The sequence below is a fragment of the Leucobacter sp. Ag1 genome (assembly GCF_000980875.1).
Classification (GTDB): domain Bacteria; phylum Actinomycetota; class Actinomycetes; order Actinomycetales; family Microbacteriaceae; genus Leucobacter; species Leucobacter iarius.
The window spans coordinates 86,681-100,608 of record NZ_LAYO01000103.1 but is presented as its reverse complement, the minus strand read 5'-3'; the positions used below and the strand labels follow the sequence as shown (position 1 = coordinate 100,608).

Below are 13,928 nucleotides of genomic sequence, written 5' to 3'. Positions count from 1 at the left end.
GCGGCGCAGCGGATCGAGCGCGCCGAGCGCGTCCTGGGGCACGAGCGCCGCCGCCGAACCGCGGAGGCGGGCCCAAGCGCTCGCATCGCGTTCGGGAGCCGCGACCGCGGGCCCCGCGGTGCCCGCGATCCGGCGCGCGCTCCAGGACGCCCGCGCGAGCGGCGGCAGCAGGTCGAGCAGTGCGCGGCCGGTCAGCGACTTGCCGGATCCGGACTCGCCGACGAGCGCGACGACCTCGCCGGAGCGGACCTCGAGCGAGACCCGGTCGACGGCGGCGCGATCCTGCGAGGGGAAGCGGACGGTGAGATCGGTGATCGCGGCCAGGACCTCGGCGTCGCGAGCGGTCATCGGAACCCCCCGCGGCGGTCGAGCGCGCGGCCGAGCACGGTCGCCGCGAGTCCGGTGAGCATGATGCAGGCGCCGGGGAACACGGTCAGCCACCAGGCGCGCACGAGATAGGGGCGCCCGGCGTTGAGCATCGAGCCCCACTCGGGCGCGGGCGGCGGGCTGCCGAGGCCCAGGAAGCCGAGCGCGGCCGAGAGGATCACGGCGTGGCCGATGCCGAGCGCCGCCAGCACGATGACGGGACGCATCGCCTCGGGGAGGATGAGCGTCGACCAGACGCGCAGCGCGCGATCGCCCTGCGACCGGGCCGCCTCGACGGGGGCGGATCCGATGGCGGAGCGGATGCCGCCACGGACCATCCGCGCGTACCCGGGGGCGGTACCGAGGGCGACCGCGATCACGACCGAGGAGACTCCTGGGCCGCGGATCGCGATGATGAGGAGCGCGAGTAGCAGTCCCGGGAACGAGAAGAGCGCTTCGATGATCCGATCGGCGGCGAAGCGCAGCGGGGCCAGGCCGCGCCTCGCGCTGCCCCCGGCGAGGCCGCCGAGCACCAGGCCGAGGCCGAGGCCGGCCGCGGTGGCGGCGAGACCGATGAGCAGCGAGTCCCGAGCTCCGAAGATCACGCGGCTGAGGATGTCGCGGCCGGACTCGTCGGTGCCGAGGGGATGCGCGCCGCCGGGCGGGAGGAACGCCTGATCCGGTGCGATGGCGAGGGGATCGTGCGGGGCGAGCAGATCGGGGACCGCGACGGCGAGGAGCAGCACGGCGGCGACGATCCCGGCCGCGATCTCGACTGCGCTCGCGCGCGGACGGCGGAACTCAGACACGGGCCATCGCCTCGATCCGGCCCTCGGTGCGCGGATCGAGGCGCGCGACCAGCAGATCCGTGACCAGGGTCACGACCACGTAGGCGAGCGCGCTGACCAGCACGCCGCCGAGGACCACCGGGACGTCGCGGGCGAGCACCGCGCTGACGAGGGTGCGTCCGAGTCCGGGCCGGGCGAAGATCACCTCGATCACCGCCGCCCCGCCGAGCAGCGAGCCGAGCGCCCACCCCGTCAGCGTGAGGCCGGGGACGATCCCGTGGCGGAGCACGTGGCGGAAGCGCAGGCCGAGCTGCGTCTCGCCGCGAGCGCGGGCGCTGTCGATGAAGGGCGCCGAGCGGGCGTCGTCGATACCGCTGCGGCACACTTGCGCGATGAAGCCCGCCGTCGGGATCGCCAGCGCGAGCGCGGGGAGCACGAGGCCGGACGGGCCGCCCGTGCTCACCGCCGGGAGCCATCCGAGGGTGCCGGCGAAGAGCAGCACGAGCAGGCTCGCGAGCCAGAAGTTCGGCATCGCCGCCGCGACGAGATCGAGCGCGGAGGCGGTGGCGCGCGCGACGCGGGACCGGCCGCTCGCGATGAGCAGGCTCAGGAACGCGAGCACCCAGGCGCCCAGGAGCGCCGTCGCGGCCAGCGCGAGCGTCGGGGGCAGCGCGTGCGCCAGCACATCGGTCACCGGGATCTTCTGCGCGTACGACGTGCCGAGGTCGCCTCGGAGCAGCCGGCCGAGGAAGTCCAGGTACTGGACGACGATCGGGCGATCCAGGCCGTACTGCGCGCGAGCGGCGGACAGCGCCTCCGCGCTGGCCTGGCTGCCGGGGCCGCCGACGGCGGCTTCGGCGGAGTCGCCGGGCAGCAGCTGGAGCGCCAGGAACGCGAGGGTCGCGACGGTGAAGAGCACGGCGATCGCTCCGCCGAGCGCGATCGCGGCTCGGCGGAGGGTCGGATGCGGCGGTCGCGCCGCGCTCGTGCTCACCGGGGAATCGTATCCCCGCTACTTCGCGCCCACGACGGCGTCGGCGAGCACGGGGGTGCTGACCGTCGGCAGCGCGCGGAAGCCGCGCAGGTCGGAGCGGTAGAGGAAGTGGTTCTGCTGGTCGTAGAGCGGCAGGATGATCGAGAGCTGCGCGATGCGCTCCTGCGCGGCCTTGGCCGCCGCCGCGCGCTGCGTCGGATCGCTGTCGGTGCCGATGATGCCGAGCTGGCGGTCGAGTTCCGGATCCTTGATCATCGCGTGGTTCGCGAAGTAGCCGCTCGGAGCGGGCACCGTAGCGTCGCTGTGGTAGAGGAACCGCAGCACGTCCGGGCCGATCTTGGTGTAGGGCGCGCTGACCAGTTCGTACTCGTGGGCACCGAGCGCGCCGTACCAGCTCGACAGGTCGAGCAGCGAGATCTTGACGTCGAAGCCGGCCTCCTTCGCGCCGGCCTGCAGCTGCTGGAACAGCGCCTGCTCGGCGGGCACCGACTGGTCGGTGCTGACGGGGAACCGGACCTCGAGGCGCTTGCCGTCCTTGGTGCGAACGCCGTCGGCGTCGCGCTTCGTCCAGCCGGCCTCGTCGAGCAGATCCTTCGCGACGCGGGGGTTGTACACATACGCGCTCTTCGACTGCAGGGCGAGGGGCTCGACGCTCGACAGCGCGCTGGCGGAGCGCTCGGCGGTGCCGTCGAAGAGGGACTCGACGGCGGCGTTCACGTTCACGGATGCGATGAACGCCTTGCGCACGCGTTCGTCGTCGAAGGGGGCCTGGCCGGTGTTCAGCTCGATGCGGTTGCTGGCCCCGGGGCGCGGCGCGTTCAGGTGCGCGATGGCGCCGCCCTTCTCGACCTGCGAGATCTGGTCGGGGAGCGGGTTGTCGATCACGTCGACCTCGCCGCTCTGCAGCGCCGCGTAGCGCGAGGTCGCGTCGGGGATGAAGCGCCAGGTGACCTTCTGCACCGCGTCCTTCGGGGGCGGTTCGGTGCCCTGCGGGGCGGAGCGGTAGTCGGGGTTGCGGGTCAGCTCGACGCGATCCTGCTTGCTCCACTTGGCGACGGTGAACGGACCGGTGCCCACGGGGGCGAGGCAGTTCGCCTCCTGGCCGCGCGCGATCCCCTTCGGCGATTCGATCGCGACCCAGGGCTGCGCGAGGGACTCGAGGAGCGCGGCGTCGGGGCGTACGAGGTGGAACCGCGCGACCGTGGGGGAGACGACCTCCACGCGCTTCACCTGCTGCACGGCCAGGTAGCCGGTGGACGACGCGGTCTTCGGATCCTGGAGGTGCTCGATGTTCGCCTTGACGGCGGCGGCGTCGACCGGAGTGCCGTCGGTGAAGGTCAGTCCGGGCTTGAGGGTGAAGTCCCAAGTGAGGCCGTCGGGGCTCTGCTGCCACTTCTCGGCGAGCCAGGGCACGATCTCGCGCTTCTCGTCGAGGCCGACGAGCGATTCGAGCACCTGCGAACCGAGCAGCGCCTGCGGGAAGTTGCCGCCGACGTGCGGGTCGAGGCACGTGGGCTCGGCATCGCCGGTGGCGTAGACGAGCGTGTCGGCGGGGCCGGAGCGCGGCGCGGCGGCCGTGCCGGATCCGCTGCACGCTGCGAGCGGGAGGGTCAGTGCGGTGACGGCGATGGCGGCGAGGGCCGTCGTGACGAGGCGTGAGGGAGCGGGACGCATGCGCGGGGATCCTGTCGATGTTGTTGAACGCGGTGCAAAAACACCGACGTCCATTCTCGCACAGTCCCGAGCGCGCGCGTCGATAGGCTTGGATCCATGGCAGTTCTTCCCATCCTGATCAGCGGCGAGCCCGTGCTGCACCGCCCCGCAGAGCCCATCACCGAGTTCGATGCGTCGCTGCGCACCCTGGTCGATGACATGTACGAGACCACCGTCGCCGCGCCGGGAGTCGGCCTCGCGGGCCCCCAGGTGGGAGTCGGCAAGCGCCTCTTCGTCTGGATGTACGACGATCAGGACGAGGCTCCCGAGCAGGGTGTCGCGATCAACCCCGAGCTGTGGATCGCACCGCTCGAGCCGGGACTGCCCGGCGACGACGAGATCGAGGGCTGCCTGTCGTTCCCGGGGGAGCGCTTCGCGCTGCGTCGATCACCGCGCGCGCTGCTGCGCGCTCAGGACATCGACGGCAAGCCGTTCGAGATCGAGGCCAGCGGCTGGTTCGCGCGGATTCTGCAGCACGAGTTCGACCACCTGAACGGCCTGCTCTACGTCGACCGCCTGCTGCACCCCGAGAGCAAGGGTGCGCAGAAGGCGCTCCGCAAGAACGGCTGGGGTCGCCCAGGACTGAGCTGGACCCCGGGCATCGACGACCTCGAGGGCTAGAGCCCCTTCTCGTCCTGAATGGCGTTGCCGCCGTCGACGACGAGCACCTGGCCCGTGACGTACGACGCACCCGGTGACGCGAGGAACTCCACGACGGCCGCGACCTCGTCTGGGGTGCCCGAGCGGCCGAGCGGTGTCGCGTCGCCCATGCGGTTCTCGTGCTCCGTCGCGGAGCCCGTGCGGATCCAGCCCGGAGCAACGGCGTTCGACGTGGTGCCGCTGGAGGCGAGGTCGACCGCGAGCGAGCGGGTGAGTCCGACGAGGCCGGCCTTGGCTGCGTGATAGCCCACGTCGCCGCGGTAGGCGAGCAGGGGCCCCGACACCGATGAGACGGTGACGATGCGCCCGTGCGGCGCTGCCGCGAGGTGCGGGATCGCGGCCCGGGTGAGCAGGTAGGCCGTCGTGAGGTTGCGCGTCAGCGCGTGCTCCCAGCCGGCCAGGTCGAGCCCGTCGATCGACTGGGGATCCTGAGGATCGGAGACCGAGGTCATGCCCGCGTTGTTCACGACCGCGTCGATGCGACCGTAGGTCTCGATCGCCGCGTCGACCATGCGCTGCGCGCCCTCGGCCTCGGTGAGGTCGGCCACGACGCCGATCGCGACGGGGGTGCTCGCGCGCCCGAGGTCGGTCTGACGCGCGCGTCGCGGGGTCGGGCGGGGCGCGATCAGCGCCCGGAGCTCCGCCGCGCGCTGCTCGATGCGGTCGGTGGTGGCGCCGACGACGACGCGGTACCCGGACTGCACGAGCCGGCGGGCGACGGCGAAACCGATGCCGTCGGGGGAGCCGGCGCCCGAGACGACGGCGACGCGCGGTTCGCCGTCGGTGTCGCCGGGAGCGGAGACGGCGGGAACGGGCGCAGCGTGGGGAGTCGAGGAGGCCTGCATGGCCGCAGCCTACCCGGTGCTGCTGACGTTCCGGTCACGAGCGGTCGAACTCCCGGCGACGGGGGTGAACGACCAGGCGAGGGCGGCGAGCGCGAGCAGTGCGGCGGTGACCGCGAAGGCCCAGCCGAAGCCCGCCGCATCGACGATCGCGCCCGCGACGAGGGGGCCCAGGACGCCGCCCAGGTCGCTCGCCATCGAGTACCCGGCGACCACGCCGCCGCCGCGCCGCTTGCCGACGACATCGGCCAGGACGGCCTGCTGCCCCGGGTTCACGAGCGCGGATCCCGCGCCCGCGACCAGCATGATCCCGAGCGTCACCCAGATCGACTGCGCGGCCGGCAGCGCCGCGTACCCGAGGGCGGTGACCGCCATGCCGGTGATGAGCAGCGGGCGGCGTCCGAACCGGTCGTTCCACCGGCCGGAGGGGAAGATCAGGATCGCATTGCCCGCCGCGTACGCCGCGAGCACCCAGCCGGCGAGCGCGGGCTGCCCCGGGAACGTCGCGGCGATGAGCAGCGGGACCACCGAGACGCGCACGCCGAAAGACGACCAGCCGAACGCGAACACGGAGGCGAGGAGCGTCCGGTAGCTCGGGATCCGCAGTGCCTCGCCGAAGCGGAGCGGGGGCTCGGCGTCGGCGCCGTCGTGCCGCCCGACGATCGTGGATCGACGGAGCGCGAACCAGACCACGGCGGCGGCGATCACGAGCGTGGCGAAGTAGAAGACGAAGGGGGCGCGCAGGCCGAAGCCCGCGACCAGCGCGCCGAGCACGGGGCCCAGCAGCGTGCCGAGCAGGAACCCGGCGGCGTTGACGCTCGCGACTCGTCCGCGGGCCTGCACGGGGCTCACCTTGATGAGCAGCGCCGTCGCCGCGACCGTGAACATCGTCGATCCGATACCGCCGGCGGCGCGCAGCACCAGGAGCTGCGGATAGCTGTTCGCGAGGGCGCAGGCACCCGTCGAGAGGGCGACGATGAGGATGCCCGTCGAATAGGTGCGCCGTTCGCCGAGGCGGCCCACGACCCAGCCCGCCAGCGGGGCGGAGACGAGGCGCATGAGCGCGAACGCGCTGACGATGGCGGACGCCGCGAGGTTCGTCACGCCGAAGGCGTGCGCGTACTGCGGGATCGTCGGAGCGACCACGCCGTAGCCGAGCGCGACCGTGAACCCGCCGGCGACGAGGGCCCAGACCTCGAACGGGAGTCGGGTCTTCGAATCGCGGGGCACCGAACAAGCCTAGTCGCTCCGCGGCGCGTAGGATCGAACGTATGACCGTGCTGATCGACCCCCCGGCCTGGCCGGCGTACGGGCGGCTCTGGTCCCACCTCGTGAGCGACGCCTCGGTCGAGGAGCTGCACGATTTCGCCGCGGCGAACGGCATTCCTGCCCGCGGATTCGACCTCGACCACTACGATGTACCCGAGGAGTCGCACGCGCGGCTCATCGCCGCGGGCGCTGTCTCCGTGAGCGGTCACGAACTCGTGCGCCGTCTCATCGCGTCCGGCCTCCGGGTCACCGGACGGCAACGGCGGGAGAACGCCCACCGATAATCCGTACGGCTTGAGGTGGCACATCCGGGCAGAATCCGGAAAGATAAGAAGCTCCGCAGCGACGCCGTCGCGGCGGTCACACGGATCACCACGAGTGATCCAGAACAACCGAAGGAAAGACGTTATGGCCACTGGCACCGTCAAATGGTTCAACTCCGAAAAGGGCTACGGCTTCATCGCACCCGACGACGGCTCCGCCGACGTCTTCGCGCACTTCAGCGCGATCCAGGGCAGCGGCCGTCGCGACCTGGTCGAGGACCAGAAGGTCGAGTTCGAGACCGAGCAGGGTCAGAAGGGCCCGCAGGCCACCAACATCCGCGCGCTGTAAGCACGTGTCGGGGTCCGCGCACGGCGCGGCCCCCGGAATGCTTCGCGGGTGATCGGCCGGTGGCCGAGCACGCAGACCGGGCCGCCTCTCTGAGGCTGTCCGGTCTTCTCGCGAGCCCGCAAGGTCTCGCCGTGTACCCTCGAAGTACCCGCCTCCGTAGCTCAGTGGATAGAGCAACGGCCTTCTAATCCGTTGGTCGCAGGTTCGAATCCTGCCGGGGGCACCACACCTGATCCGAGCGTTCCGATCGACCAGGAAGTCGGTTCCGCCCGGGCCTTCCTCGCTGGCGCTCCGGCCGCAGCGTTGCGCGCCGGAAGCTCCGAGTCGGGAACGACGACGTGTACGAGCCCTCGTACTGGTCTCGTCGGACGTGAGAGAATCCTTCGAAAGTCGTCGACCGTAGCGAGGGAGCTCCCGTGCGACACCTTCACACCCGAACCGGCATCCTGCTGAGCGCGCTCCTGCTGATCGGGGGAGTCGCCGGCTGCACCGATGCGGGGGATGCGCCGAAGCCGTCCACGACGCGCACGGCGCCGAGCGAGTCGGCTCCGCCGACGTCGCAAGCGCCGAGCGTCGAGCCGGCGCGCGGCGCGGCGGTCGAGATCCCGGTTCTGACGCTGCGCGTCACCGAGGACCTTCGCTGGCTCCCCGTTTCGACTCGGTTGACGGCGTCCGCGACGGCGGTGCTCGACGACGGATACCCGGCGACCGTCACCGCGAGCGAACTGCAGTCGGTGCAGAACGATCTCGACGCCTACGCGCGAGCCTCCATCGAAGTGTCGACGTACGACCCCCGGCCGACCCGTCTCGAGAACCGGACGATCGACGGGGCCGAGGCTTGGGCGGCCGAGGCGGTGGGCGCTGAGCTCCGCTCCTACTGGGTCGGCGGGATCCATGGCGACCGGCAGTGGTCGGTCCAGATCGAGACCCCGGTGAGCCTCGCCGACGCCGAGGCGACGCAGCTGCGCGAACGGATCCTCGCCAGCATCGAGTTCACCGGAGCGCCGTCGGCATGAGGCGGAACGCCCGGCGATCGATGACGGTCGCGATCGTCGGGGGTGCGATGCTGCTGAGCATCGCCGCCGCGCCGGTCGGCGATTCCGGGGTCCGCGCCTACGTCGACCGGGCGCTCTCCGGGTTGCAGGTCGGCTACTACGTCGACACGCCTGAGTGGGACGAGGCGCTCGCGGAGGAGCTCCCCGTGCTGCGCGCGGCCGAAGTTCCTTCCGATACCTACGCCGCACTGAGCCGCCTGAGTCGCGCCGCGGGCGGGCGCCACAGCCACTTCTCGACGCCCGTGCAGACCGCCTCCGCGACACAGCCCGATGCCCCGTGGTCCCGCACGACCCCGACCGTGCGGTACGACGGGCGGCTCGGCATCCTGACGATCCCGGGCTTCTCCAGCGTCCACGCGGATGACCAGGATCGGTACCTCCGCGCGGCGAGCGAGATCTTCGATTCCGCACAGGCCCGCTCCGCGTGCGGGTGGGTCGTCGACGTGGGGCAGAACGACGGAGGATCTCCCTGGGCCATGATCCTCGCGGCGAGCCCGCTGCTCGACGACGGCACGGTCGAGCGGTTCCGCACGCGCGACGGCCGCGCGAGCGCGGTCCGCGTCAGCGGGACCTCCCTGAGCTGGGACGGTCGGCGGTGGGACGGCCTGCCCGTGTTCGCGGGACGGTTCGGCGCACTCGATCGGCTCGGCCTGCCCGGGCTCGTGATCGCCCCGGAGCTCCCGGGCGCGCCGACCAAACTGGCGGGGCGACCGGTCGCGCTCCTGCAGTCGACGCGGTCGGCGAGCGCGGCCGAGATGGTGCTGCTGGCCTTCGCCGGGCAGACGAGGACCGCGACCTTCGGATCGGAGAGCGCCGGATACACGACGGTCAACGGCGGCTTCCTGCTTCCCGACGGCGCCCAGGTCACGCTGTCCTTCGCGCTGATGGGCGACCGCGACGGCACCTTCTTCGAGGGGGCGATCCCACCCGATCATCCGGCGGATCCGGAAGACGGATCCGCCCTCGACGCGGCCCGGAGCTGGGTCCTGCAGCAGTGCCCGAGCGGGTCCGGCGGCTAGCCGCCACAGGTCCGCCGTTCGGTGCGGAGGGTTCTGCGCAATGTACAGCTGTCGGCATGGTTCGTCGGCTACGGTGAGGGAAGCGATCGGCGACCGCCTGTGGCTTCACCTGAGTTGCCGCGACCGGTAGTTCATAACGAGACAGGTGCCGATCGTGTCATCGACTGCTCCCCGCACACTCGACGGGCCCGGCCCGCTCCGGCCGACGCGCGCGAAGGCCGGCGACTTCCCGCCGATCGCGAAGGCCTACACCCGGGTCTCCCAGGTCGTGCGCGAGTCCGGGCTCCTGCGCCGCGCCCCGTGGTTCTACCTGGCCGTCGGAACCGCGCTGCTGCTCGCTCTGGGCGGGGCGATCACGGGCTTCATCCTGCTGGGCGACACCTGGTACCAGCTGCTCATCGCCGCCGCGCTCGGCATCATCTTCACCCAGATCGCGTTCCTCGCGCACGAGGCGGCGCACCGGCAGATCCTGGCGACGGGTCCGGCGAACGACCGGCTCGCCCGGATCCTCGCCGGTGCGATCGGCATGAGCTACTCGTGGTGGGATTCGAAGCACTCGCGGCACCACTCGAACCCGAACCGGGTCGGCAAGGATCCCGACATCGAGGTCGACACGATCTCCTTCCTCGAGGAGGACGCGGTCGAGGCCCGCGGGTTCCGCCGCATGCTGACGAAGCGCCAGGGCTGGCTGTTCTTCCCGCTGCTCACCCTGGAGGGGCTGAACCTGCACCGGCAGAGCTTCGGGCACCTCGCGAGCCGCGAACCGGTGCGGGGACGCTGGATCGAGATCGGCATCATCGCCGCGCGATTCGCGCTGATCCTCGTGCCCGTGTTCCTCCTGCTCCCGTTCGGCATGGCCTGCGCGTTCATGGGGGTGCAGCTCGCGGTGTTCGGCGTCTACATGGGCGCCTCGTTCGCCCCCAACCACAAGGGCATGCCGGTGATCGCGCACGACGCGAAACTCGACTTCTTCACGAAGCAGGTGCGCACCTCGCGCAACATCCGGGGCGGCTGGTGGGCGACCTGGCTCATGGGCGGCCTCAACTACCAGGTGGAGCACCACCTGTTCCCGAGCATGGCGCGCCCGCACCTGGCACGGGCGCGAACCATCGTCCGCGAGCACTGCCGCACGCTGGGCGTCCCGTACACGGAGACCTCGCTCTGGCGGTCCTACGCGATCGTGATCGCCTACCTCAACAGGGTCGGGCTCGCGGCGCGGGATCCGTTCGAGTGCCCGATCACCGCCGAGTACCGGCGTGCCTGAGCGGATCGCCGGCGGATTCGGCGTTCCGAACGGGGCCGAGTTCGAGGTGGGCGGTGAGACCTTCCTCGCGACCCGCCTGCTCAGGTCGCACATCGCCGTCTCGATGCGGGGCACCCGCATCGCCGAGGTCGTCCGCACCGGGCAGTACTGGCAGGTGAGCGGTCTGCAGGACGGCGATCGCTCGACCAGGCATCGCTCCTTCGCCGAGGCGCTGACCGCCGCGTCCAGCCGCTACTGAGCGGGCCAGACCCCCGAGCTGCCTCGGCGGTGGGAACCGATCAGGTGGGTGTCGATGATCCCGATCGCCTCCATGAGGGCGAACATCGTCGTCGGTCCGACGAAGGCGAAGCCGCGGCGTCGGAGCTCCTTCGAGAGTGCGACGGACTCGGGCGAGGTCGTCGGGATCTCCTCGAAGCGCCGCGGCCGCGGGGTCTCGTCGGGTTGGAACGACCAGATCAGCGCCGACAGGCCCACGTCCTCCCGCAGCGCGATCGTGGCGCGCGCGTTGCCGATGGCGGCGAGGATCTTCTGCCGGTTGCGCACGATCCCCGCATCGGCGAGGAGGCGTTCGACGTCCTGATCGTCGTACGCCGCGATCAGATCCGGATCGAAGCCGTCGAAGGCGGCGCGGAACGCGGGACGCTTGCGCAGGATCGTCGCCCAGGAGAGACCGGCCTGGAACCCCTCGAGCGAGACGCGCTCGAAGACGCCGCGTTCGTCGGTGACGGGCATGCCCCACTCGGTGTCGTAGTACTCGCGCAGCAGTGGATCGACGGATGCCCAAGCGGGCCGGGCGAGCCCGTCGTCGCCGATCACGACTCCGGGATCCTCGTGCGTTCCGATCATGTCTCTCCGTTCGTCTCAGCCGTCGAGGCCGGTCATGCGCATGGTGATGTTGATCCGGCCGGCGCTCCGTCCGTCGGCGCCGTCGAGTCCGCAGCCGTCCGGTGCCGTGAACGGGTGGACTCGGGTGACGCCGTGGTAGGCCAGCCGAGATGCTCCGCCGAACACGAACAGGTCGCCGGAACGGAGCCGCAGGTCGGTGTAGGGCCGGTTGCGGTGCTCCGTGTTGCCGAATCGAAAGGTGCAGGCGTCGCCGATCGACAGCGAGACGATGGGGGCGAGCGTCTGCTCGTCCCGGTCCTGGTGCATCCCCATCCGTGCGCTCTCGTCGTAGAAGTTCGCGAGCGCGGTATCCGGGGTGTACGCGGAGACCTGGTGGTCGGGGTAGCCGGCCTCGCGCAGCGCGCGTCGCCCGAGCCGGACCATCCAGTCGGGGAAGGGGAGGACGCGCTGCCCGTTCACATCGGTGGCTTCGCGCGTGTACCGGTAGGGCTGCCAGTGCCAGCCGAGGCAGACGGTGCGCACCGACATCTCGTGTCCGCGCACCTTCGCAGCGCGGATCGGGACCGGGCCCGCCGTCCAGGTGCGGAACCGACCGACGATCCATGCCTGCTGTTCGAGCGTCAGCCAGCCGGGCACGTGGATCGCACCATCGGCGAGTTCCGACGGGCGCTCCGGCTCGGAGGGGAACTCGAAGAGCTCGGTCATGCCGACCGTTCCATCTCGAGCAGGGCGGTCTTGGCCTCGAGCCCGCCGATGTATCCGCCGAGCGTGCCGTCGGTGCGGAGCACGCGGTGGCAGGGGACCACGACGGGCAGCGGATTGGTGGCGCAGGCGGTGCCGACGGCGCGGACCGCCTTCGGGTTCCCGACCATCTCAGCCATCTGCTTGTAGCTGCGGGTCTGCCCGTAGTCGATCTCGGGCAGGTGCTGCTGCACGAGCTGGCGGAATCCCTTGGAGAGCGAGAGGTCGAGTGCGAGGTCGAAGGTCCTCCGCCTGCGCTCGAAGTACTCGTCGAGCTCGCGGGCCGCGGTGTCGAGCCGCTTCGGTGCGCGCAGCACGCGCGGACTGACCTTGGCGGCGAGATGCTCCAGCACTCGGTCGTGGTCCTCGGTCGCGAAGGCGACGCGGACCAGTCCCCGCGGGGTGGAGGCGAGCAGCAGCTTGCCGAGGGGGCTGTCGACGATGCGGTAGGCGACGTCGAGGAGCCCCTCGGACTGCGCCGCGGCCTCCAGCCGCCGGTGCAGCTCGGCGAGCTTGTCGGGGGTGACGGGTGCCGTCAGGGCGGCGATACGATCTTCGTTTCGGATGTCGTTCATGATCGTGCTCCTTCCGTGTTCGTGCCCGGATAGGTTCTTCTGAGGTTCTTGAGTCCGTCGGCGGCCGCTCTGCGTGCGGCTTCGACGGTTCCGCCGAGGATCGCGGCGATCTCGGCGTAGGGCATCCCGACCAGATATCGGAGGGTGATCGCCTGGCGCTGCTTGGGCGGGAGCCCGCCGACCGCCCGCCACAGATCGGTGTCCTCGGCGCCGGGCACTCCGAGCCCCGTCGGCGCTTCGGGGAGTTCCTCGACGGGCAACGGATTCCGTTTGCTCGCCCGATGCACGTCGATGGACTTGCGGCGGGCGATGGTGACGAGCCAGGCCTCGACGTTCGCGGTCTCGGGCAGGTCCGGGTAGGCCCGCATCGCCGCGAGAAAGGTCTCCGACCAGGCATCATCGGCGTCGTGGATCCCGAGCAGCGACCGGCAGACGCGCAGCACGGTGGTGCTGTGGAGCTCGACCACGACTTCGAACGGCTGTTTCGTGTTCATCGCACTGCAGACGGTGCGGGAGGACATTTCGTGAGACTCACGTCGACAATCCTCTCGCAACGATGTCCGGTGCACAGTCGATCTCACGTTCCGCACCTCCCGTACGTCTGCAGTGCGAGAAGATGGACCCGCGCGAGCGGAAGGAGCGTCGACGCATGAGTATTCGGCATACGGTGATCGATTCGAAGGTGGACTCGCTCCTCCTGGTCGCGGACGGCGATGCGCTGGCCGGCCTGTACTTCGAGGGGTACCGCTTCACTCCGCCGCTGGACGGACTGGGCTCCCGGGTCGGTGCCGGATCCGATCCGGTGTTCGCGCAGGCGGGCCGGGAGCTCGCCGAGTACTTCGCCGGGGAACGACGCGTCTTCGACGTTCCCGCGGTGACCACGGGCGATGCGATGCAGGAGCAGATCTGGGCGCGGCTGCGCGAGATCCCCTACGGCGAGCGGGTCACCTACGGCGACATCGCCATCGGCCTCGGTGATCGTTCGCTGTCGCAGCTGGTGGGGCAGGCCGTGGGGCGCAACCCCGTCAGCATCGTGATCCCGTGCCATCGCGTGGTCGGAGCCGGGGGCAAGCTCACCGGGTTCGGCGGCGGGCTGCGACGGAAGCAGATCCTGCTGGAGCTCGAGGAGCCGGACGAGGTCCGGGGGAGCCGACTGTTCTGAGGATCCCCGGTGCACCGCACCG

General features: G+C 71.1%; 18 protein-coding genes and 1 tRNA gene. 9 read left to right on the top strand and 10 right to left on the bottom strand.

All coding sequences use genetic code 11. From position 1 onward, the window contains the following. The 4 genes from XM48_RS11795 to XM48_RS11780 form a co-directional block, all read right to left on the bottom strand. Positions 1-348 (bottom strand): ATP-binding cassette domain-containing protein (locus tag XM48_RS11795; RefSeq protein WP_046456007.1); only part of this gene is annotated, 348 nt, incomplete at its 3' end. Next, entirely contained in the window at positions 345-1,175 is an 831-nt protein-coding gene (locus XM48_RS11790; protein ID WP_046456006.1) for an ABC transporter permease, read from the bottom strand. The genes XM48_RS11790 and XM48_RS11795, both read right to left, overlap by 4 nt. Then, entirely contained in the window at positions 1,168-2,148 is a 981-nt protein-coding gene (locus XM48_RS11785; RefSeq protein WP_046456005.1) for an ABC transporter permease, read from the bottom strand. Before XM48_RS11785 ends, XM48_RS11790 begins: the two co-directional genes overlap by 8 nt. 18 nt (positions 2,149-2,166) lie before the next feature. Further along, a complete protein-coding gene (locus tag XM48_RS11780; RefSeq protein ID WP_046456004.1) occupies positions 2,167-3,822 on the bottom strand; it encodes an ABC transporter substrate-binding protein in 1,656 nt (551 codons plus the stop codon). A 96-nt stretch (positions 3,823-3,918) separates the two neighbouring features. Between XM48_RS11780 and def the strand changes: the two genes are divergently transcribed. Then, on the top strand, positions 3,919-4,482 hold the full coding sequence (gene def, locus XM48_RS11775) for a peptide deformylase (protein WP_046456003.1): 564 nt from the start codon (positions 3,919-3,921) through the stop codon (positions 4,480-4,482). Here def and XM48_RS11770 read toward each other — a convergent pair. Then, positions 4,479-5,366 carry an SDR family NAD(P)-dependent oxidoreductase gene (locus XM48_RS11770; RefSeq protein ID WP_052961481.1) on the bottom strand — a complete coding sequence of 296 codons (888 nt, stop codon included), beginning with the start codon at positions 5,364-5,366 and terminating at the stop codon, positions 4,479-4,481. The genes def and XM48_RS11770 overlap by 4 nt on opposite strands. 9 nt (positions 5,367-5,375) lie before the next feature. After that, a complete protein-coding gene (locus XM48_RS11765) occupies positions 5,376-6,593 on the bottom strand; it encodes an MFS transporter (RefSeq protein WP_046456002.1) in 1,218 nt (405 codons plus the stop codon). 41 nt (positions 6,594-6,634) lie between these two features. Between XM48_RS11765 and XM48_RS11760 the strand changes: the two genes are divergently transcribed. From XM48_RS11760 to XM48_RS11730, 7 genes are all read left to right on the top strand, one after another. Further along, a complete protein-coding gene (locus XM48_RS11760) occupies positions 6,635-6,916 on the top strand; it encodes a DUF4031 domain-containing protein (protein ID WP_046456001.1) in 282 nt (93 codons plus the stop codon). 124 nt (positions 6,917-7,040) lie between these two features. Next, on the top strand, positions 7,041-7,244 hold the full coding sequence (locus tag XM48_RS11755) for a cold-shock protein (protein ID WP_046456000.1): 204 nt from the start codon (positions 7,041-7,043) through the stop codon (positions 7,242-7,244). A 150-nt stretch (positions 7,245-7,394) separates the two neighbouring features. Further along, positions 7,395-7,470 (top strand) — tRNA-Arg (locus tag XM48_RS11750). Between the two features lie 190 nt (positions 7,471-7,660). Next, positions 7,661-8,260, top strand: coding sequence for a hypothetical protein (locus tag XM48_RS11745; protein WP_046455999.1), 600 nt, complete (start codon positions 7,661-7,663; stop codon positions 8,258-8,260). Next, a complete protein-coding gene (locus XM48_RS11740; RefSeq protein WP_084821149.1) occupies positions 8,257-9,318 on the top strand; it encodes a S41 family peptidase in 1,062 nt (353 codons plus the stop codon). Before XM48_RS11745 ends, XM48_RS11740 begins: the two co-directional genes overlap by 4 nt. Positions 9,319-9,472: 154 nt before the next feature. Continuing rightward, positions 9,473-10,582 carry a fatty acid desaturase gene (locus XM48_RS11735; RefSeq protein WP_197074199.1) on the top strand — a complete coding sequence of 370 codons (1,110 nt, stop codon included), beginning with the start codon at positions 9,473-9,475 and terminating at the stop codon, positions 10,580-10,582. Next, a complete protein-coding gene (locus XM48_RS11730) occupies positions 10,575-10,820 on the top strand; it encodes a hypothetical protein (RefSeq protein WP_046455997.1) in 246 nt (81 codons plus the stop codon). The genes XM48_RS11735 and XM48_RS11730 overlap by 8 nt, the downstream gene beginning before the upstream one ends. Here the strand turns inward: XM48_RS11730 and XM48_RS11725 are convergent. From XM48_RS11725 to XM48_RS11710, 4 genes are read right to left on the bottom strand one after another with little or no spacing between them, the layout of a single operon-like run. Further along, positions 10,814-11,428 (bottom strand): DNA-3-methyladenine glycosylase I, encoded by a 615-nt coding sequence (locus XM48_RS11725; protein WP_046455996.1) that lies wholly within the window; start codon positions 11,426-11,428, stop codon positions 10,814-10,816. The two genes, XM48_RS11730 and XM48_RS11725, sit on opposite strands and share 7 nt — an antisense overlap. Before the next feature lie 15 nt (positions 11,429-11,443). Beyond that, positions 11,444-12,133, bottom strand: coding sequence for an alpha-ketoglutarate-dependent dioxygenase AlkB (locus XM48_RS11720; protein ID WP_046455995.1), 690 nt, complete (start codon positions 12,131-12,133; stop codon positions 11,444-11,446). Continuing rightward, complete coding sequence (locus XM48_RS11715; RefSeq protein ID WP_046455994.1) at positions 12,130-12,744, bottom strand: methylated-DNA--[protein]-cysteine S-methyltransferase; 615 nt, start codon at positions 12,742-12,744, stop codon at positions 12,130-12,132. The genes XM48_RS11720 and XM48_RS11715 overlap by 4 nt, the downstream gene beginning before the upstream one ends. Then, positions 12,741-13,265: an RNA polymerase sigma factor gene (locus tag XM48_RS11710; RefSeq protein ID WP_231580875.1), complete on the bottom strand. Its 525-nt coding sequence runs from the start codon at positions 13,263-13,265 to the stop codon at positions 12,741-12,743. The genes XM48_RS11715 and XM48_RS11710 overlap by 4 nt, the downstream gene beginning before the upstream one ends. A gap of 128 nt (positions 13,266-13,393) precedes the next feature. Here XM48_RS11710 and XM48_RS11705 point away from each other — a divergent pair, with 128 nt between their 5' ends. Then, entirely contained in the window at positions 13,394-13,906 is a 513-nt protein-coding gene (locus XM48_RS11705) for a methylated-DNA--[protein]-cysteine S-methyltransferase (protein ID WP_046455993.1), read from the top strand. The last annotated feature ends 22 nt before the right edge of the window (positions 13,907-13,928 follow it).